General features: G+C 64.0%; 17 protein-coding genes. 6 read left to right on the top strand and 11 right to left on the bottom strand.

The genetic code is table 11. From position 1 onward, the window contains the following. Positions 1-32: 32 nt before the first annotated feature. Positions 33-596, top strand: coding sequence for an HD domain-containing protein (locus E4662_RS09455; protein WP_240705160.1), 564 nt, complete (start codon positions 33-35; stop codon positions 594-596). Positions 597-881: 285 nt separating this feature from the next. Here the strand turns inward: E4662_RS09455 and lpdA are convergent, their stop codons facing one another. The 5 genes from lpdA to E4662_RS09430 all read right to left on the bottom strand — a co-directional run bounded on the left by lpdA (position 882) and on the right by E4662_RS09430 (position 8,924). Then, on the bottom strand, positions 882-2,276 hold the full coding sequence (gene lpdA / locus E4662_RS09450) for a dihydrolipoyl dehydrogenase (RefSeq protein WP_136441289.1): 1,395 nt from the start codon (positions 2,274-2,276) through the stop codon (positions 882-884). A 106-nt stretch (positions 2,277-2,382) separates the two neighbouring features. Then, complete coding sequence (locus E4662_RS09445) at positions 2,383-2,961, bottom strand: DUF924 family protein (RefSeq protein ID WP_136441288.1); 579 nt, start codon at positions 2,959-2,961, stop codon at positions 2,383-2,385. Between the two features lie 154 nt (positions 2,962-3,115). Beyond that, complete coding sequence (locus E4662_RS09440) at positions 3,116-4,393, bottom strand: MFS transporter (protein ID WP_136441287.1); 1,278 nt, start codon at positions 4,391-4,393, stop codon at positions 3,116-3,118. Positions 4,394-4,550: 157 nt separating this feature from the next. Continuing rightward, positions 4,551-5,597: a tRNA preQ1(34) S-adenosylmethionine ribosyltransferase-isomerase QueA gene (gene queA, locus E4662_RS09435; RefSeq protein WP_136441666.1), complete on the bottom strand. Its 1,047-nt coding sequence runs from the start codon at positions 5,595-5,597 to the stop codon at positions 4,551-4,553. 42 nt (positions 5,598-5,639) lie between these two features. Continuing rightward, positions 5,640-8,924: a YhdP family protein gene (locus E4662_RS09430; RefSeq protein ID WP_136441286.1), complete on the bottom strand. Its 3,285-nt coding sequence runs from the start codon at positions 8,922-8,924 to the stop codon at positions 5,640-5,642. Positions 8,925-9,006: 82 nt separating this feature from the next. Between E4662_RS09430 and E4662_RS09425 the strand changes: the two genes are divergently transcribed. From E4662_RS09425 to E4662_RS09410, 4 genes are all read left to right on the top strand, one after another. Then, a complete protein-coding gene (locus tag E4662_RS09425) occupies positions 9,007-9,456 on the top strand; it encodes a peroxiredoxin (protein WP_136441285.1) in 450 nt (149 codons plus the stop codon). A gap of 149 nt (positions 9,457-9,605) precedes the next feature. After that, positions 9,606-10,418: a ferritin-like domain-containing protein gene (locus E4662_RS09420; protein ID WP_136441284.1), complete on the top strand. Its 813-nt coding sequence runs from the start codon at positions 9,606-9,608 to the stop codon at positions 10,416-10,418. Between the two features lie 193 nt (positions 10,419-10,611). Then, positions 10,612-11,922 (top strand): M23 family metallopeptidase, encoded by a 1,311-nt coding sequence (locus E4662_RS09415; RefSeq protein ID WP_136441283.1) that lies wholly within the window; start codon positions 10,612-10,614, stop codon positions 11,920-11,922. Beyond that, positions 11,912-12,415, top strand: coding sequence for a bactofilin family protein (locus E4662_RS09410; RefSeq protein ID WP_136441282.1), 504 nt, complete (start codon positions 11,912-11,914; stop codon positions 12,413-12,415). The genes E4662_RS09415 and E4662_RS09410 overlap by 11 nt, the downstream gene beginning before the upstream one ends. 373 nt (positions 12,416-12,788) lie before the next feature. Here the strand turns inward: E4662_RS09410 and E4662_RS09405 are convergent, their stop codons facing one another. The 3 genes from E4662_RS09405 to E4662_RS09395 are packed head-to-tail and all read right to left on the bottom strand — an operon-like array spanning position 12,789 to position 14,773. Continuing rightward, positions 12,789-13,454, bottom strand: coding sequence for an alpha/beta hydrolase (locus E4662_RS09405; RefSeq protein WP_136441281.1), 666 nt, complete (start codon positions 13,452-13,454; stop codon positions 12,789-12,791). Then, positions 13,455-14,093: a DNA-3-methyladenine glycosylase family protein gene (locus tag E4662_RS09400; protein WP_420819263.1), complete on the bottom strand. Its 639-nt coding sequence runs from the start codon at positions 14,091-14,093 to the stop codon at positions 13,455-13,457. Continuing rightward, positions 14,078-14,773, bottom strand: coding sequence for a precorrin-6A/cobalt-precorrin-6A reductase (locus E4662_RS09395; protein ID WP_136441280.1), 696 nt, complete (start codon positions 14,771-14,773; stop codon positions 14,078-14,080). Before E4662_RS09395 ends, E4662_RS09400 begins: the two co-directional genes overlap by 16 nt. Positions 14,774-14,875: 102 nt before the next feature. Here E4662_RS09395 and E4662_RS09390 point away from each other — a divergent pair, with 102 nt between their 5' ends. After that, positions 14,876-16,120, top strand: coding sequence for an MFS transporter (locus E4662_RS09390; RefSeq protein ID WP_136441279.1), 1,245 nt, complete (start codon positions 14,876-14,878; stop codon positions 16,118-16,120). Positions 16,121-16,221: 101 nt separating this feature from the next. Here E4662_RS09390 and E4662_RS09385 read toward each other — a convergent pair whose 3' ends face one another. The 3 genes from E4662_RS09385 to cimA are packed head-to-tail and all read right to left on the bottom strand — an operon-like array spanning position 16,222 to position 19,345. Then, positions 16,222-16,989, bottom strand: coding sequence for a squalene/phytoene synthase family protein (locus E4662_RS09385; protein WP_240705159.1), 768 nt, complete (start codon positions 16,987-16,989; stop codon positions 16,222-16,224). Next, positions 16,986-17,705, bottom strand: coding sequence for a class I SAM-dependent methyltransferase (locus E4662_RS09380; RefSeq protein ID WP_136441278.1), 720 nt, complete (start codon positions 17,703-17,705; stop codon positions 16,986-16,988). Before E4662_RS09380 ends, E4662_RS09385 begins: the two co-directional genes overlap by 4 nt. A gap of 14 nt (positions 17,706-17,719) precedes the next feature. Beyond that, positions 17,720-19,345, bottom strand: a complete 1,626-nt coding sequence (gene cimA, locus E4662_RS09375) for a citramalate synthase (protein ID WP_136441277.1) — start codon at positions 19,343-19,345, stop codon at positions 17,720-17,722. Between the last annotated feature and the right edge of the window lie 29 nt (positions 19,346-19,374).

The raw sequence follows: 19,374 nt of genomic DNA, 5'->3' as shown, positions 1-19,374 counted from the left end.
TGCAGTCTGACACATCCCGCCTCGACGCCCAAATGGCCTTTCTCATGGAAGCCGACCGGCTGAAATCCGTCATCCGCGCCACCAAGCTGGCCGATGGCTCGCGCAAGGAAACCACTGCCGAACATTCATGGCAGGTGGCGCTGTTCGCGCTGACCCTGGCCGAGCATGCGCCGGAGGACATCGACACGGCGAAGGTGGTCACCATGTTGATTTTGCACGACCTTGTGGAAATCGACGCGGGAGACGCGCCGGTGTTCGGGGAGCACGACGCGGCGGCGATCGAGGCGCAGGAACAGGCGGCGGCGGATCGGATTTTCGGGTTGTTGCCAGAGGATCAGGCGATGCGGTTCCGCGCGATCTGGGACGAATTTGAGGCAAATAAGACGCCCGAGGCACGGTTCGCCAAGTCACTGGACCGCTTCGTGCCGCCAAACCTGAACCTTGCGAACGGCGGCGGGTCCTGGGTGGACTACAACGTCAGTTTCGAGACCTTCGAGACCCGTGTCGGCGCAAAGATCCGCAATGGCGCACCGGCGCTTTGGGATTGGGTCAGGCCACGGGCGGCGGCGTTTTTTGACAGGCTGGGGATGCGGTGATGGCCTGGAGTTGTCATTGAGCGCACACCCGTCTCGGACTTGTTCCGGGACCTCATCGTCAGTGCGCAAGCCGCGCCCATCGACGGGCTGTGGTACGGCGATCAAACCTCTGATCCCCTCGATTTATCGTAGAAACTGGCGCGCTAGGCCTATGTGGTTCGATACACAAACCCAATCGCCGTGCCGCGGGGACGGCCCGTCGATAGGCACGGCGGCCTGCGGCCTTGATTCCGCGCCTGAGGTGAGATGAACGGCCGCCAAAGGCCAAACCTGACGCATCAAACGTCAGAAATGGATCGCCCGGCCAAAGGCGTCCAGCACGCTTTCGTGCATCATCTCGGACAGCGTCGGATGCGGGAAGACCGTGTTCATCAGGTCCTCTTCGGTGGTCTCAAGTTGCCGCCCGACCACATAGCCCTGAATAAGCTCGGTCACCTCTGCCCCAACCATATGCGCGCCCAGCAGCGCGCCGGTTTTGGCGTCGAAGATGGTTTTGATCAGCCCTTCCGCTTCGCCCAGAGCAATGGCCTTGCCATTGCCGATGAAGGGGAAACGGCCTACCTTGATGTCATAGCCCTGCTCCTTTGCCTGCGCTTCGGTCAGACCAACGCTTGCAACCTGAGGATGACAATAAGTGCACCCTGCGATGCTGTCCGGATCAACCGCATGCGGATGCCCGCCCGCGATCAACTCTGCCACCATCACCCCCTCATGGCTGGCCTTGTGCGCAAGCCAGGGCGCGCCTGCGACGTCGCCAATCGCATAGAGCCCGTCCACGCCGGTTCGGCACATGGGATCGGTCACAACATGGGTCCGGTCGAGCTTCACACCCAATCCCTCAAGCCCCAGCCCTTCGACATTTCCAATAATTCCAACCGCTGAAATGACCGTATCAAAGGATTCTTTTGTGATTTTTCCACCTTTTTCGAGATGCGCCGTCACCGTACCCTCGCCGCGATCCAGTTGCTTGACCATGCAGCCCTCGCGGATGTCCATGCCCTGCTTCTGGAACTGCTTTTTGGCAAAACCGCTGATCTCGGCGTCTTCGACGGGCAGGATGCGGTCCATGACCTCGACCACCGTGACCTCTGCGCCAAGCGTGCCGTAGAAGCTGGCAAACTCGATGCCGATGGCTCCGGAACCAATCACCAGAAGCTTCTTGGGCATACGGGGCGGTTGCAACGCATGCTTGTACGTCCAGACCAGATCGCCGTCCGCCTCAAGCCCCGGCAACTCCCGCGCCCGCGCGCCTGTGGCCAACACAATCGACGGTGCGGTGAGCTGTTCTTCGCCCTTGTCCGTTTTGACCGTCACCTTACCCTTGGCGGGCAGATGTGCCTCGCCCATGATCACAGTGACCTTGTTTTTCTTCAAAAGATGGCCGACGCCGGAGTTCAGCTGCTTGGCCACGCCGCGCGAGCGTTTGACCACCGCGTCGAGATCGAAGCTGATGCCTTCGGCCTTCAGCCCATACTCGCCAGCGCGCTTCATGTAGTGGAAAATCTCTGACGACCGTAGCAGCGCCTTGGTCGGGATGCAGCCCCAGTTGAGACAAATGCCGCCCAGATGCTCGCGTTCCACCACGCAGACCTTGAGGCCCAGTTGCGCGCCCCGGATCGCGGCGACATAGCCACCCGGCCCCGCGCCAATCACGATCATGTCAAAGCTCGATGCGCTCATCCGGCCCTCCCTGCCTTATCGTCTTGTCTGACGCTAACGCAGGCTGCGGCAAAAGAAAACCGCGCCCCGACGAGGACGGGACGCGGTTCATATTTCAGAGGCTGGATCAGGCGGCGACTTGCTGCATGTCCCGCAGAACCGCGCCATAGCCGCCACGATCAAAGAACGCCTGTTCCGCAGCGGTTGTGGTGCGGCCCAGTGCTTCGTTGCGATAAGGGAAGCGGCCGAACATGCGGATGATCTCGCGGTGCACCCGTGCGTGGAGCAGATTGTCCGGCCCGCCGGGCATGCGATCCTTCAAAAGGCGCACGCAGCGGTCCTGATCACACAGGTTCTCCGAGTGCATCAGCGGCAGATAGAAGAACTGGCGCGCGGGCGGGTCGATCTTGAGATCCCACCGGCGATGAATGGCCTGTTTGGCCGCCGCAAGCGCGACACTGTCGGAGGCAAAGGCCTTGGCGTCGTCGCGGAACATGTTGCGGGAGAACTGATCGAGCAGGATGATATAGGCCAGAGTGCCGCTCGGGTAAGTGAGCCAGAGGCCATAGCGTCCTTCCATCGCGGCGTTCCAGGTTTCCCCGAACCGGGTGCGGATGGTCTCATCCCGCGCGTCTTCCTGCTTGTACCAACCACCCGGACCGACCTCGTCGAGCCAGAATGCCAGGATATCCTCGGGCGTCGCCATACCTACTCCTCCGTGCGGCCTACGCAATACTGTTACAAAAACGTTAACGCCTGAGCGGACTCAGGGGTAATCACGATTTTTGTCATAGCTGACATGAAAAGAAAGTCAGGGATTCCGGAAGTTTAGGGACAGGCGGCCAGAGCGTGCGCAAACATCAGTTGCTCGCCCCGGCTTCCTCTTCTTCCGCCTCTGCTTCTTCGGCGGCTTCGATCGCGTATTCCTGCGCGGCCTCCATGAAGACCGGCGTCGCGCTTGGGGTGATCGGCGCGTAGCTGCCGGTGTCTGCCACGGGCAGCGCGGCACGGCGGGTCATGCGGAACAACGCATAGAGCGCCATGGTGCCCAGCAGCACCGCGAGCAGAACAAAGAAACCGTAAGGACCAACAACTTCCATAACGTAGCCGATAACCAGCGGACCGGTGATCGCGCCGAGCCCGTTGATGAACAGGAGCCCGCCCGAAGCGCTGGCCATGTCCTCCGGTTCCAGAAAGTCCGTCGTATAGGCAATCAGCAGCGAATACAGAGGGTTAGAGCACCCTCCGATGACGAAGGCGGCGGCAGTGATGGCGTAGAACCCGCCCCCCGAAAGCACCGCGTAGACCGAGGCCGCGCCGCCGAATGCCGCGACCAGCATGATGAGTTTGCGGCGGTCGGTGCGGTCCGACAGCCAGCCCAGCGGGTACTGCATCACCATCGCGCCGACATAGAAGGTCGCGACGAAAATGGAGATCTGGCCGAGGGTCAGACCCGCTTGCGTGCCGTAGACCGCCGCCATGCCGAACTGGGCCGAGAAGATCCCGCCGAGCAGGAACATGCCGACCATGCCAAGGGGCGAGACATCGTAGAGTTCCTTGAGCGTCATGGGCTTGGTCGATTCAAACGCCGGGGTGGGTGTAATTGACAACAAAATGGGCGCAAAGGAGATGGAAACGAGCACGGACGGGATCACGAAAAGCAGGAACCCGCTGGCATCTGGCACTACGAGAAGTCCCTGACTGGCAATAACGCCAGCCATCTGAACAATCATGTAGGCCGAAAGCGTCTGGCCGCGTGTCTCGTTTGTGGAGGCATTGTTGAGCCAGCTTTCCGCCGTCACATAGACCCCGCAGAAGCAAAACCCGATCACCATGCGCCCGAACGTCCAGGCGATGGGGTCCTGGAAGGCGGGGAACAGGATGAGCGCTGCCGAGACGAAAGAGCCAAGCGCGGCGAAGACCCGAACGTGTCCCACCCGGCGGATCATCCCCGGCACCATGCGCGAGGCGACGAGGAACCCGGCGAAATAGGCGGACATGATGATCGACATGGTGCCTGCGCCAAAACCGGCTTCGGCCCCACGCACACCCAGAAGCGAGCCCTGAAGGCCGTTGCCCACCATGAGCAGGAGCATACCGAGCAAAAGCGCCCAGGATTGTCTGATTACGTCGAACATGCCTGCGCCCTTCAGATACGTTGTTCGGAATCACTAACACGGCGCGCACCGCCATCCTATGCCACGAGCGACCCATTTGCTCTTTTGCGACGTCGCGGGCGCGCCCGTTGATGAATTTTTGCCATCAGGCTCGGGGTTTACCCTTGGTTTGTCATCCCTAGGGCAGCAAAAGCGACGCGTCCCCATAAGAGAAGAAGCGATAGCGTTCGGTGACTGCGTGATCATAGATAGCGCGGATCCGCTCCTGCCCCATCAGAGCCGAGACCAGCATCATCAGCGTGCTTTTGGGCAGGTGGAAATTCGTCATCAGCGCGTCGGCCACGTGGAAGGTGAAGCCGGGGTAGATGAAGATGTCGGTCACATCGCGGTACGGCTGAATCGTGCCGGAGCGGGCAGCGGTCTCGATGAGGCGCAGCGCAGTGGTGCCGACCGGGATCACCCGTGCGCCGCGCGCCTTTGCGTCCGCGATGGCCTGAGCGGCTGCTTCAGAGACCTCGCCCCATTCGCCGTGCATCTTGTGCTGGGTCACATCGTCGACCTTGACCGGAAGGAAGGTGCCCGCCCCCACGTGCAGAGTGACATGGGTGAACAAAACGCCCTTGGCGCGCAGGGCGTCCAGCAGAGGTTCATCGAAATGCAGGGAGGCCGTGGGGGCGGCCACCGCGCCGGTTTTTTCCGCCCAGACAGTTTGATAGTCCTCGCGGTCCTGCGCATCCGCCGCGCGTTTGGCGGCGATGTAGGGCGGCAGAGGCATGGCTCCGGCGGCGTTCAGCGCCGCGTCGAAGTCCTCGCCTGTGAGGTTGAACCGCAGGTAGCCCTGCCCGTCGCCGCGTCCTTCGACACAGGCTGACAGGGCGTCCGAAAAGATCACGGTCTCGCCGTCCTTCACCTTTTTCAAAGGCTTGACCAGGGCGCTCCACGTCCCGTCGGCGCGCGGCTCCAGCAAGGTGACCTCGATCTTCGCCTCGGTTGCGCCCGCCTCGCCCATGCGCCGCCGCAGACCGGAGAGCCGCGCCGGGATCACGCGGGTGTCGTTGAGCACCAGCAGGTCGCCGGGGTTCAGCCAGTCCACCAGATCGGAGACGCGCGCATCGGTGATCGTCTCAGGTGTCGCCACCAGAAGACGCGCGGAGGAGCGCGGTTTGGCCGGGCGCGTTGCGATCAGCTCATCGGGCAGGTCAAAGTCGAAATCGGAGAGATGCATGGGCGGACTCATGTGGTTTGCGCCCCTCTACCGCAGGCGCGCCTACTGCGCCACCCGTGGCGGCGGCCTGCGGAAGATGTCGCGGAACATGCCCGGTGTGAAAACGGAAAGCGGGTTCACGCTGACACGCGGCCCCGAAACCGGCCCCCGCAGGTTGAAGTTGAAACCGATCAGCCCTTCGCCCTTGCGCGCGATCAGACGTCCGATGCCGTTGAGGATATAGATCGGCGAGAGCACCCCTTGCATGTCCATCGAGCCGCTGTTCATATCGTAATAGCCGTCCATGGAAATCCCCATGGAAGGGCCAACCGCCGCCGCTTCGGTCAGGATCACGGTGGAGGGGGTCAGGCGGAATTTGGCGTCCACTTCGGTGAAGAAGATCCCCGGCCCATTGGCCTGATCCAGAAGGCCGACAATGGAAATCGCATCGAGCAGCGCGCCGATGGCCGGGGCGTTGCGCAGGCGCGGGCCTTTGCTTTGCATACGGCCATCATAAGCCCCCACCTGCCCCGGCACCGGCTTGAGATCGAGTTCAAACGTGCCGTTTTGCACGGTTTTGAGAATGCCTGCCGCCTTGAGGATGTCGCCCGCGTCCTCACCCTTGACCCGGAACGCGCTGCGCCCGCCCTGCGGGATCACCTCGCCTTCGACCGGGGCCTTGCCGCCCAGACGCCCGTCAAAGCGCCCTTCGAGCCCGCGCGCGGTGTCGAAATTGCCCCGGAACTGGTCAAGGTAAATGCTGTCGGTGATCTGCAGCCGGTCCAGCGTCAGGGCCAGCGGTCCGCCGCCCGAAGGATCGCCGCCGCTGCTGCCACTGCTGCTGCCGGAGGTGCCAAAGGGCGCGGTTCGCATGTCGGCGCGGCCCTGGCTGACCTCGATCGCTGGGGCCCGCCCCCCACCGCGATTGCGCAGGACAGCGCTGGCGTCGAGCCAGTTCCCCACTTTGATCCGGGCTAGGCGCAGCGCGTCAAAGCTGCCGCTTTGGGTCAGCTCCACCGTGCCGTTCGCCTCCAGCCCGGCCCCGCTGAGGGACATGCCATCCACGGCAATCGGCTTGCCCAGGCTACCGGCGATCTGGAAACGCCCGGTTTGCCCGGTGCCCAGCCCCCAGCCCAATTGCGGCACGCTGAGACCAAGGCCCGCCAGCGTGCTGGTCACCGTGAAGCCGGGACGCTCGCCCTTGCGCAGGGTCAGTTCCAGCTTGCCCGTGCCCTTGCCGCGCACCATGCCGGACGGCAGGGAGATCCCGGCGGCGCGCAACGTCTCGTCCGTCACGGTCACATCCGCAGACACCCGGCCCGCGCCACCGTTCAAAGGTTGCCGCCACGTGCCGGTGGCGGGCACGCCCGAGAGCATGACCGGCCCGGTCAGCGTCACCGCCGCACTCGACAGGGCCATCTCCAGGCGCTCCGCCGTCAGCACCCGGTCCGGCACCAGCGTGTCGCTCCTCACATCACGCAGCACGCCTTTGAGCGCGAGCGAGACATCGTCGCGCGTCACCCCGCGGCGCAAAGGCAGGGAAATGTCGCCCGAGACCTCCGCATCGCCCGAGGCAATGCTCGGATCACGCCCGATCCGGCCCAGCACCTGCCATTTTTCATTGTCGATGAAGGCAAGCCCCGCCGTGACCCCGCCACGCGCTTTCAGCCCCACGACGCCAAGCGCCGGGCGCGCGGTGATGTCGGGAATGATGAAATGCGAGCCGGACAGGTCGATCATCCCGCCCTGCCCCGGATCGCTCTGGCCTTTCTCCACATAGACCGCGAGCCGATTGCCATTGATCGTCATGCGCCCCACACCATCGGTGATCACCGGCAGGACCGGGTTGTAACGCACGCGGCCCTCTTCGAATTGCAGATCGAGATAGGGCACGGGTTTCTCGCCCGGCGCGCGCCGCAGGGCGAAGGCGGCGCTGTGGATGCGCCCGCCGAGAATGTTCTGACTGACCCAGTTGCGGGTCTTGGGCACGACGGTTTCGGGCCAGAAGCTGAGAACCTGATCCTTGTTGGTTTCGGCGACACGGGCATCAAGCGCCACCTGCCAGCCGTCGGAAAAGGCGCTCAGCCGGCCGCTGGCCTGAAGGGGATAGTCCGGATCGCTGATCCTGAGCGATCCGACGGTCACGGCAAACGGATCGAAGGTCAGTTTGAAGGCCGCATCGGCACCGGTGATCTCAACCGCACGATCCAGAAACGGCGCTTCGGAGAGCGCAATGCTCGGCAGGCGCACCTGCGCGGTCAACCCGCTGGGCCAGCCGCTTTCCCAGCCGTCCAGCGTGGCGCGGCCTTCGGCGCTGAGCTGCAACTGGTCGGAGCTGACGGAAATCTCGTCAAACCGCAGGCTCTCCTGCGCCGGATCATAGGTGAAATAGGTGCGGGCGCCTTCAAAGGGGATCGGCTTGAGATCGCGGTTCGGCTGCAACACGCCTTTGCCGATCTGCAAGGTGGCATTGAGCGGCGTCAAGCTGCCGCTCTCGTCCAGCCCAGCCCGCAGCGCGCCGGAGATTGGCGCGTCAAGCAAGTCCATCCAGGCCATGGCAGGGGACTGCGTGGCGATGTCGCGTGACCACAGATCGCCGAGGCGCAGGCCGAACTCCAGCGTCGGCGCGCCGATGGGGCTTTCGGCGCTGACCTCGATGGTGGACACGCGGTTGCCGCCGCCGAGCACCGCCACATCGCCGGAAATGCGCAGTTTGCCGTCCTCGCGCGCAAAGCGGATGCGCCCGCCATCGGCGGTCCAGCCGCGATGGGCGCGGATGTCCTCATAACGCAAGGTCAGCGCGTCGGCCTCGAAGGCGTTCAGCCCGGCGAGGCGCGGATCGGCCAGCGCCTGGTCAATCCGGGTGAGGATTTCGGGAATGTCCGGGGCTGCGGTGCCCGAGGCAAAAACATCGCCAAGCGCAAGGCCGAACCGCCCCTGCGCATCGCGCCGCATGGTCAGGAAGGCACCGGAGACACGCGCGCTCTGCAGAACCGGCTTGCCGCGCAGGAGCGCGAGCGGGGAAAAGCCCGCCTCGATATCGGACAGGGCTGCTATCGGCTCCCCCCGGGTGTTGCGCAGGTCCACATCCCACAGGATCACGCGCGGCTGGCCTTTCCGGCTGAGCGCCACGCTCATGCGTCCAAAGCCCAGCTTGGCGCCGGGCACGCTTTTGTCGATCCGCGCCTCGATCCGTTTGCGCAGCCAATCGGGGGCGGCCACAGGCTCGGCCAGCGCAATATAGGCAGTCAGAAGCAGGCCGAAGAGCACCACAAAGGGTGCAGCAAGAATTGCCGCGCGTTTCCGGCGGCTGCGGCGTTTCTTGACGGGTTGCTCGGTCTCGCTCACTGGACCTGCGGCCTCTGGGGTTTATTCTTGTGGTCTGATCTGATCTTACCTTATCGCAAGCCTCGCAAGGAGACACCCACCGATGACGCAAATGGCACCTGATTTTACCTTGCCCGCAACAAATGGCGAAGTTTCGCTGAGCGGGCTGAAGGGCACGGCCTTCGTGCTGTTTTTCTACCCGCGCGATGACACCTCGGGCTGCACGAAGGAAAACGAGGCCTTCACCGCGCTGCAGGGGGACTTCGAGGCTTTGGGGGTGAAGCTGTTTGGCGTGTCCAAGGACAGCATCGCCAGCCACGAGAAATTCATGAAGAAAAAGGCGCTGGAGGTGCCGCTGATCTCGGACGAGCACGGCACCCTGTCCGAGGATTTCGGTGTGTGGAAGGAAAAATCCATGTACGGCAAAAAATTCATGGGGATCGAACGCTCTACGTTTCTGATTGGCGCGGATGGCGCGATTGTGCACGAATGGCGCAAGGTGAAAGTGCCCGGCCACGCCGAGGCGGTTCTGGAGGCGGCGCGCGCGCTCTGACGCCGGGGGAAAATTTTGCCGGGACAAAATTTTCGTTCGGGGCGCTGCCCGTCCATCCCACAAACGCTCCGCAGGAGCGTTTGCCGCGTTGCGGACAGGGATGAACCCCCGAGGTATTTTAAGCCCAAAGAAACAAGGACGCATGCGACATGGCGATGAGCCTTTGCGAGATGGCGGTGGATGTTCTGACCACCGCCGATGGCCGGGAGAAGACGGCGAAGTCGCGCGCTTATGCGGCGCTGTGGTTTGCCGCGCGCAAGGCGGGTGAGACGCTGGAGATCGGGCGCGCGGAGCCGCCTTTGCGCCCGTCCCGGCCGGAAAAGCCGGAGCTTCTTGATCCGCGCAAGGTGCCGAAGCGCAAGCCCGGCAGCCCGCAGGGGCGCATCGCGCTTCTGCATGCGGTGGCGCATATCGAGCTCAATGCGGTGGATCTGCATTGGGACATCATCCCGCGGTTTGCCCATATTCCGATGCCGCTCGGGTTTTATGACGACTGGGTCAAGTCGGCGGATGAAGAAAGCAAGCATTTCAATCTGATGTGCGATTGTCTTGAGGAATTGGGCAGTTTCTACGGCGCACTGCCGGCGCACGCGGGCATGTGGCGCGCGGCAGAGGATACGGCGGAGGATCTGCACGGGCGTCTGGCGGTGGTGCCGATGGTTCTGGAGGCACGCGGATTGGACGTAACCCCCGGCATGATCGAGATTTTTCGCAAAGGGAATGTGCCGCGCGCCGTGGAAGCGCTGGAGGTGATCTATTCCGAAGAGGTTGGCCATGTGGCCTATGGCTCCAAGTGGTTCCACTTCCTGTGCGGACGGCACGAACAGGACCCCAAGGACGTCTTTCACGCGCTTGTTCGGACCTATTTCCACGGCCCGCTGAAGCCGCCCTTCAACGAGGAGAAGCGCGCCGAGGCCGGGTTGCCGCCGGATTTCTACTGGCCGCTCACAGAGGTGACCTAACCTAAAGAACAGGTCCGAAGCCGTTGGATATCGGCGGAATTTCGCCATTTGCGCAACAGACCGCGCGTGTTCGCGAATCACATATTCAAAAAGCTTGCGGAAATGTGACCGGCTGGATAAGCCCTTTCTTCGTGGGATCGTGGGCTTTGGGGAGCCCCTCTTCCATGGGGATGGAATTGAGAAGGGCGTTCAGGTGAGAACACGTCTGGCTATCAAGACTCATGCGCTGATCGAGCGCTTTTTTCCGGAACGCCGTCTGTTCTTGCGATCAGACACCGACACCCGCTTCATTCGCCTTCGGCCCGAGACGCAGGCTTTTGCCTTTGCAGGCTCTGCGGTCATCGTCGCCTGGACCATTGTCGCCACCGCCATTTTGCTGATGGACTCCATCGGCTCCGGCAACTTCCGCGAACAGGCGCGCCGCGAGCAGGTGACTTATCAGCAGCGTCTGAATGCGCTGTCCGCCGAACGTGACAAGCGCGCCGGGGAGGCCTTGGCGGCGCAGGAACGTTTCAACGCCGCGCTGCGCCAGATTTCCGTGATGCAGAGCGAGCTTCTGGAAAGCGAGACCCGTGGCCGGGAGTTGGCGACAGGGATCGACGTCATTCAGGCCACGCTGCGCGAAACCATGAAAGAGCGCGAAGCGGTGTCTGACCGGCTGGCCGCGCTGGAAGAGCAGATCGAGACCGGCAGCACGCAGGTTGCCTCCGCCGGGCAGAGCGACAGCACCATGGATTTCCTCGCAGATGCGCTCGCCCGCACCGCCGAAGAGCGTGACAAGGTGGTGGCCGATGCGCAGGCCGCACTGATCCGCGCCGCAGAGATGCAGGCCGAGATCGAGCAGATGGAAGACAAGAACGACCGCATCTTCCGCCAGCTCGAAGAGGCAATGACGGTTTCGGTCAAGCCACTCGACAAGATGTTCGAGAAGGCGGGCATGAATCCCGACAGCATCCTGAGCCAGGTGCGCAAGGGCTATTCCGGCCAGGGCGGCCCGCTGACCCCCCTCTCCTTCTCCACGCGCGGCGAAGAGCCGTCCGAGGACACCAAGCGCGCCAACCGCATTCTGGGTGAGATGGACCGGTTGAACCTCTACCGGATCGCCGCGCAGAAAGCGCCTTTTGCGACGCCGCTCAAGGATCCGTTCCGCTTTACCTCCGGCTTTGGCTATCGCTGGGGCCGGTTGCATGCGGGCACGGACTTTGCCGCGCCGCATGGCACCCCGATCTATTCTACTGCTGATGGTGTGATCACCTTTGCGGGCTGGTCCTCCGGCTATGGCCGTCTTGTGAAGATCCAGCACGAGTTCGGCATCGAGACCCGCTACGCCCACCTGTCGAAAATTCGCGTGAAGGTTGGCCAAAGGGTCTCGCGTGGACAGCGCGTAGGTGATATGGGGAACACTGGACGGTCGACCGGGACCCATCTTCACTATGAGGTCCGCGTCGGCGGCAAACCTGTTAATCCGATGATCTACATCAAGGCTGCGAACGATGTTTTCTAAAAGCAAAATCAATGAACCCGGCAACAAGGCCGAAGACACCGGCGCGGCAAAGCCCGCAGCCCCGGCAGAAGCGCCCCGCGCCCCGGCTGGCGATTTCGCCAAGCCCGCCGCGCCCAAGGCCAAGCCGCCGGCCTCCGTGCTGTCGAACGATCTGCACATCACCGGCAACATCCGCACCACCGGTGACATTCAGGTTGAAGGCACGGTTGAGGGTGACATCCGCGCCCACTTGCTGACCATCGGCGAGAGCGCAACCATCAAGGGTGAAGTGATCGCCGACGACGTGGTTGTGAACGGCCGCATCGTGGGCCGTGTCCGTGGCCTGAAAGTCCGCCTGACCGCCACTGCGCGCGTTGAGGGTGACATCATCCACAAGACCATCGCCATCGAGTCCGGTGCCCACTTCGAAGGCTCCGTGCAGCGTCAGGACGATCCGCTCTCCGGCGGCAAGAAGCCTGCCCCGGCAGCGCCTGCGGCACCGCAAGAAGGCTGAGTGCTTTCAACTCATTCGCGAAAGGCCGTCCTGTTCAACAGGGCGGCTTTTTTCTTTGTTTAGAGGACGTCGGGAGGGAGGGGTTCTATTGGGGGCTTGTGCAGACGATGTACGCGTTCCGCCGTGACCGCGACCCGGGCCTAATGACCAACGCTTCATCCGGAGAGAAAGCCGCGCTATCGGCGGGCCGTGGTATGGCGATCCCCGCTTTGGTCCCCTTGATTTATCCCGGCCACTGGCGCGCTAGGCCGGTTTGGCACGATACATCAACCCAATCGCCGTGCCGCGGGAACGGCCCGTCGATAGCGCGGCAGCCTGCGGCCTTGATTCCGCGCTAGCGGTGAAACGAACGAGCGGGAGGCGGCCCTCGCCCTCAAAACCCGCATTTGTCCCGCAAGAACGCCAGCGCCACGCCAAGCCCGTCCGGGGAAATCCCGTGGCCGGTGCCTTCCATGACGTGACCATAGATCTCTTTCCAGCCTGCGCCCTGAAGCGCCTCGGCGGCCTGCGGCATGGATTGCGGCGGCACCACGTCGTCCTGATCGCCATGCACGAGCAAGATCGGCGGGCGCGAGACGACTTCATCGGACAAAAGCTCCGGCTCCAGCAGGCGGCCCGAGAAACCGACAACCCCGGCCAACTCGTCCTCGCGGCGCGGGGCAACGTGCAGGCTCATCATCGTGCCCTGGCTGAAACCGACCAGCGCCACCTGCTCGGGCAGGAGGTCTTCGTCGACCATCAAGGCATCGAGGAAGGCGTTCAGATCGTCGACGGCGCGGTCCATGCCCGCCCGCGACTCTTCCTCGGATGAGCCATCAATCCATGGGATCGGGAACCACTGGAAACCCATGGGCGAGCCTGCGCAGTCCTCAGGCGCATCGGGCGCGACAAAGAGCGTGTCGGGCAGGTGCTCTCCCAGAGGATCGGCCAGCCCGAGCAGGTCTGCGCCGTTGGCGCCGTAGCCGTGCAGGAACACCACGCAGGACCGCATTTCACCGGATACCGGCCCTTTGCGTCCGGTCTTGAGCACTCTTGTCACCTAGATACCCTCTCTGTTTTTCTCGACATGGTAGTAGGCCCAGAGGATGCGCGCCGCAACCGATCTCCATGGGCTCCAGTCCTCCGCCATTTGCCGCAGCGCCTTTTCCTTGGGCCGCTCGTCCAGTGCAAAGAGGATGCGGGCGCCTTCCTGCAAGGCCAGATCGCCCGGCGCAAAGATGTCTGCGCGGCCAAGGCTGAACATGGCGTAGATCTCGGCGGTCCAGATGCCGATGCCCTTGACCGCCACAAGCGTTTTGACCACCTCGCCCGCTGGCAGGCCGCGCAGTGCGTCATAGTTGATGTCGGCCTCGGCGAGCGCGCGCGCATAAGCGGCCTTCTGGCGGCTGAGGCCAAGCCCGCGCAGCTCCTCTTCGCTGACACGGAGGATCGCCTCGGGCGTGACCATGCCCGCCGCCTCCAATTTGGCCCAGATCGCGCGGGCGGAGGCGACGCTGACCTGCTGGCTGACAATGGCCGAAAGCAGCTGGCCAAACCCGTCCGGGCGCAGGCGCAGCGGCAGCGGGCCGGTCTGATCCAGCGCAAAGGCGAACCGGGGGTGCCGCTCTGCCAGCCAGGCCGCACCTTCCGCCACGCAGGAGTCACCGCGGATGATCCGTTCGTTCAGCGCTGTATCCACCGCACAGCCTCCTCTACCGATGTCACGCGCGGCCCGTCCGGTCGGCGTGGGCGGTCCAGCATGGCAACCGGCAGGCGCAGGTGGCGCGCGGCTTCAAGCTTGGGCCAGCTGCCACGCCCGCCTGCATTGCGCAACAGCAGCCAGTCGATGCGCTCGCGGCGCATCAGGGCGATTTCATGCGCAAGGCTGAACGGCCCTTCCCCGCAAAGATACCGGGCGCGCGGCAATGGCGGGTAGCCTCCGGGATGCGCGCCGATGTGCCGAACCAGACAGGTGGCCCGCACCCTGCGCAGTCCGGGCAGCAGCGCCCGGCCGGTTGTGACCAGAACATGCGCCGAAGGCGGGATCACAAGCGCGGCGTCCTGCGGCGCCTTGAGCGAAACCCAGGTGTCCCGTGCGGTGGCGCGCCAGGGCGGGCGCACAAGCTGAACATGGTGCACCCCGGCGGCGCGGCAGGCGCGGGCCACGGCAAAGGCCGTCTTGTCGTCGCAGGGATGCGCGGCCTCAACCACCGTGTCCGTGCCGTCAAGCCAGCCGTCGGGCAGCGGCCCCGCCTCGACCGGGCGCGGCCAGGGGCCGGGTGTGCGTTCCGGGACAGGCAACAGCACCCGCGCCCCGGGCAAGGCCCGGGCCAGATCGCGTGCTTCCGCCGCGCCGCCAATGATGGTGATCCTGCGCATGATGCCCAAGACCTATCCGGCGCGCGGGCCATGTACAATTATATTGTACCAAGCTTTGCGCCGGGGCTTGCCCATGTCTGCAACAGATCATACGCAATGCATATGACAGACACGACCGCCTCATCCTCTGACCGCACCGCACGCCGCAACGTGATCGTTCTGGTCCTTGCCCAGGCCATTCTTGGCGCGCAGATGCCGATGATTTTCACCGTCGGCGGGCTGGCCGGTCAGGCGCTGACCACAAACCCGTGCTTTGCCACGCTGCCGATCTCGCTGATCGTGCTGGGCTCCATGCTTTCGGCGACGCCGCTGTCGAACCTGATGCAGAAACACGGCCGCCGCGCCGGGTTCTGGGCCGGGGCCGCGGGCGGCGCTGTGGGTGGGATCATCTGCTTTGCCGGACTGTTCTATGGCTCTTTCCCGCTCTTTCTGCTGGGCTCGCTCTGCACCGGTATCTACATGTCCGCGCAGGGTTTTTACCGCTTTGCCGCCGCCGACAGCGCCTCGGACGAATTCCGCCCCAAGGCGATTTCCTACGTCATGGCCGGCGGGCTCATCTCCGCCTTTGTCGGCCCGCAGCTGGGCAAGCTTGGCAACGGGCTGATTGACAGCCCGTCGGCGGTGGTGACGGCCTTTGCCGGGATCTACATGTTTGTGATTGCTCTGAACGTGATCGGCTCGGCACTGTTCCTGTTGCTCGACATCCCCAAACCGCCGCAGCCTTCCGAAGACGCGCCGCGCGGGCGGACCCGGATGGAATTGCTCAAGACGCCGCGCATCGCCGTGGCGGTGATCTGCGCCATGGTGTCCTACGCCTTGATGAACCTCGTGATGACCTCGACGCCGCTGGCGGTTGTGGGCTGCGGGTTCGAACAGAACGATGCCGCCGATGTGGTTTCAGCCCACGTGATCGCCATGTTCCTGCCGAGCTTCTTTACCGGTCACCTGATCGCGCGCTTTGGCGTGGAAAAGATCGTGGCGACGGGCCTGGTGATCCTGGCCGGTGCCGGTGCCGTGGCGCTGTCCGGTGTGGAGCTGGAACAGTTCTTCATCGCGCTGATCCTGCTGGGATTGGGCTGGAACTTTGGTTTCATCGGAGCCACGACCATGCTGGCAGGCGCGCATGAGCCGCATGAGCGCGGACGGATGCAGGGGCTGAACGACCTGCTGGTGTTCGGCGGCGTAACCTTTGCCTCGCTGGCCTCGGGCGGTTTGATGAACTGCTCTGGCGGCTCGGCGCAGCAAGGATGGGTTGCGGTGAATATCGCCATGGCGCCGTTCCTTGTGCTGGCCGGTGGCGCGCTGATCTGGCTGGTCATGCGACCCAAGGACGAAGCCACCGTTTGACCCCAAGGCGGGCGAAAATTTTGCCGGGACAAAATTTTTATTCGGGGCTCGGCCCCGGACCCCGGGATATTTCCGGCACAAAGAAACGGGTCTGAGCCGCCTCAGCGCAGCGTTGCGGCGAGAAGGCGCGCGCGTTTGGAGAACTCGCTCAAGGCAAGTGTGCCGTCCTTGACCCGAACCGGCGATTTGGCTGCGAGGCGCAGAAGCGGCGCGGTCTGCCAGGCCGCAAGGCGCGCGGGCTTTGCCGGTTTGGGCCGGGAGGCGGTTTTGGCCAGACGGTTCAGGCCCTGCTGTGCCAGCGCGGCCACGGCCTCCGGCCTGCCGTCCGGCAGCGGTTGGCGTCCACGGGCTTCAAGATCGGGAATGGCGCGCAGGTAGCCCGCAAGACCCGTTGCCGTGCCAAGCGCCTGCGCCGCAGCTGTGTCCGTTTCTCCGAAGCATCGCGCGGCGGCGGCCATCAGGCTTCCACCGGTTTTCTCAAGATAATCCCAAAGCGCCGCCTCATCCGTGAAAGGCACGCGTTCGATGTCAAGGCGGCGCGCGTCGACAAGCGATTGCAGCTGTTCCGCGCTTGTGCTGTCCAGGATCATGGCCAGTGGCGTGACCACCTCGTGACGCCGCACGATGCCGCCGTTGCGGATCTCTTCCAAGGCATCCCACCACCATTGCAGGCGCATCTGGGCGATCATCGGCTCCTGCGTCACCCAAGGCGCGCGGCTGACCTCGACGTTGAAGGCGTAGAGCGGAAACAGAATGGTACGCGCCTGAACCGGCGCGGCCATGGTGGCGACAAAGCGCTCCGGATCCCCCTGCTCGACCAGCTTGGCGCAGGCGATCAGGTCCGGGTTGTTGGCAAACGGATCGCTCACCGCGCGCGCAGAACGCTGAGCGCGTAGCCGAATTCTTCGTTGTGGGCCCGCCAGAGGGCGGCTTCGGCCGCGCCTTCATCGAGCACGGCAGCAAGCGCCGCATCGGCACCGGGGCGCAGCCTCGCGATGCGTTGATCCATCGGCCCGTAGTACGCTTCCCAAGACGCGCGGGGCAGCATCTTCTGGGCGACAATCTCGAAGCCCTCGGCCTCGATGATGCCGTTCAGGCGATGGGTCGTGCCTATCGCCGGGTATTCTTTGGTCAAAGTGCACCGCACCGGCTCTGACGGCTCCGGCACCCGGAACACCAGTTCGGAGAACACGAGCGTGCCGCCCGGGGCCAGCTTGCCGCGCATGGCATCGAGCCCGTCGCGCAGCCCGAGGAAATACAGCGCGCCTGCACACCAGATCACGTCAAACGGTCCTTCCGCCGCGCGCATATCACCGGTGGTCAACGTCACGCGGCTGTCCCGGCCCCAGCGTTTGGCGGCTTGTTCGATGAAGGGCGCATGAGCATCGACGGCGGTCACATGACCTCCCGGCGCGGTTGCCAGCAAAAGCGCCTGAATGTCCGCCCCCGGTCCGCACCCCGCATCGAGAATGCGCGCACCCGGCTTCACCCCGGCCACCCCCAAGGCCCAGGCGACATCCTCCGGCCGGCCCGGCCCTTCGCGGGGCAGATCCTTGTGCAGCTCGAAGAAAGCAGACCAATCCATGTCACGCACTCCACTCATCCCGCATCAGACGGCTCCCCGTCGCGCACCAGCTTCCAGCGTACCGCATCCAGCAGCGCTTCGAAACTGGCATCCACGATATTGGCGCTGACGCCAACGGTGGACCAACGGCGGCCGGAGTTGTCTTCGCTGTCGATGGTGACGCGGGTGACGGCCTCCGTGCCGCCTTGCGTGATACGCACTTTGAAATCCACCAGGCGCATATCGTCAATCAGGGCCTGGTAGCGCCCCAGATCCTTGGCCAAAGCCTTCGACAATGCGTTCACCGGCCCGCGGTCACAGCCCAGCGTGTCCATCGATTCCGACACCGAGAGCTTCTTCTCGCCGTCAACTTTCACCACCACAACCGCCTCCGACAGGCTGACCATGCGGTTATACTTGTTCTTGCGCCGCTCCACCGTCACCCGGTAGCGCTTGACCTCGAAGAAATCCGGCAACACGCCCAGTTCCTCGCGGGCGAGGATCTCGAAGCTGGCCTGCGCCGTGTCGTAGGAATAGCCTTCGCTCTCCCGCGCCTTGACCCGTTCGAGGATCCGCGACAGCGCCGGATCGCCCTTTTCGACCTCGAGCCCGGCTTCTGCAAGCCGCCGCCGCAGGTTCGACTGACCGGCCTGGTTCGACATGGGGATGATGCGCTCGTTGCCGACGCGCGCCGGTTCCACATGTTCATAGGTGCTCGGATCCTTGAGGATCGCGCTGGCGTGCAGCCCGGCCTTATGCGCAAAGGCAGAACCGCCCACGTAGGGCGCCTGCTTGACTGGAACACGGTTGAGAATGTCATCGAGCATCCGGGCCGTGCGCGTCAGCCCCTGTAGCGCGTCCTGCGTGACGCCGGTGTCAAACTGGCTGGCAAAGGGCTCCTTGAGCAGCAGGGTCGGGATGATCGAGGTCAGATTGGCGTTGCCGCAGCGCTCGCCAAGGCCATTCAGCGTGCCCTGCACCTGCCGTGCCCCGGCCAGAACAGCGGCCAGCGAGCCAGCCACGGCGTTTTCCGTATCATTGTGCGTGTGAATGCCCAGCCGCGCGCCCTCAACCCCGGCCGCGATCACCTCCTGAACGATCTGCCCGATTTCATGCGGCAGCGTTCCGCCATTGGTATCGCACAGCACAACCCAGCGCGCCCCGGCCTCCAGAGCCGCCTTCAGACAGGTCAGCGCATAGGCCGGATTGTCCTTGTAGCCGTCAAAGAAGTGCTCGGCATCAAACAGCGCCTCGCGCTCGGAGGCCACCAGATGCGCCATGCTGGCGGAAATGTTTTCAACATTCTCGTCCAGCGTGACCCCAAGCGCCTTGGTGACATGGTAATCGTGGCTTTTGCCCACAAGACAAACCGCCCCGGTTCCAGCGTTCAGAACCCCGGCCAGCACATCGTCGTTCTCCGCCGAACGCCCCGCCCGCTTGGTCATGCCAAAGGCGGTCATACGCGCCTTCGTCTCGCCGACCTCGTCGAAAAACGCGGAGTCCGTCGGGTTTGCCCCAGGCCAGCCGCCCTCGATATAGTCCACGCCCAATTCATCCAGCGCCGCCGCGATGCGCAGCTTTTCGGCGGTCGAAAACTGGACACCTTGCGTCTGCTGCCCGTCCCGCAGCGTGGTGTCATAGAGATACAGGCGTTCTTTCATGAGCCCGCTCCCTGCTTCTTCTCTGTCAA

The organism is Pacificoceanicola onchidii, assembly GCF_004804335.1.
In the GTDB taxonomy this organism is placed as follows: domain Bacteria; phylum Pseudomonadota; class Alphaproteobacteria; order Rhodobacterales; family Rhodobacteraceae; genus Pacificoceanicola; species Pacificoceanicola onchidii.
This window is presented reverse-complemented; position numbering and strand designations above follow the sequence as displayed.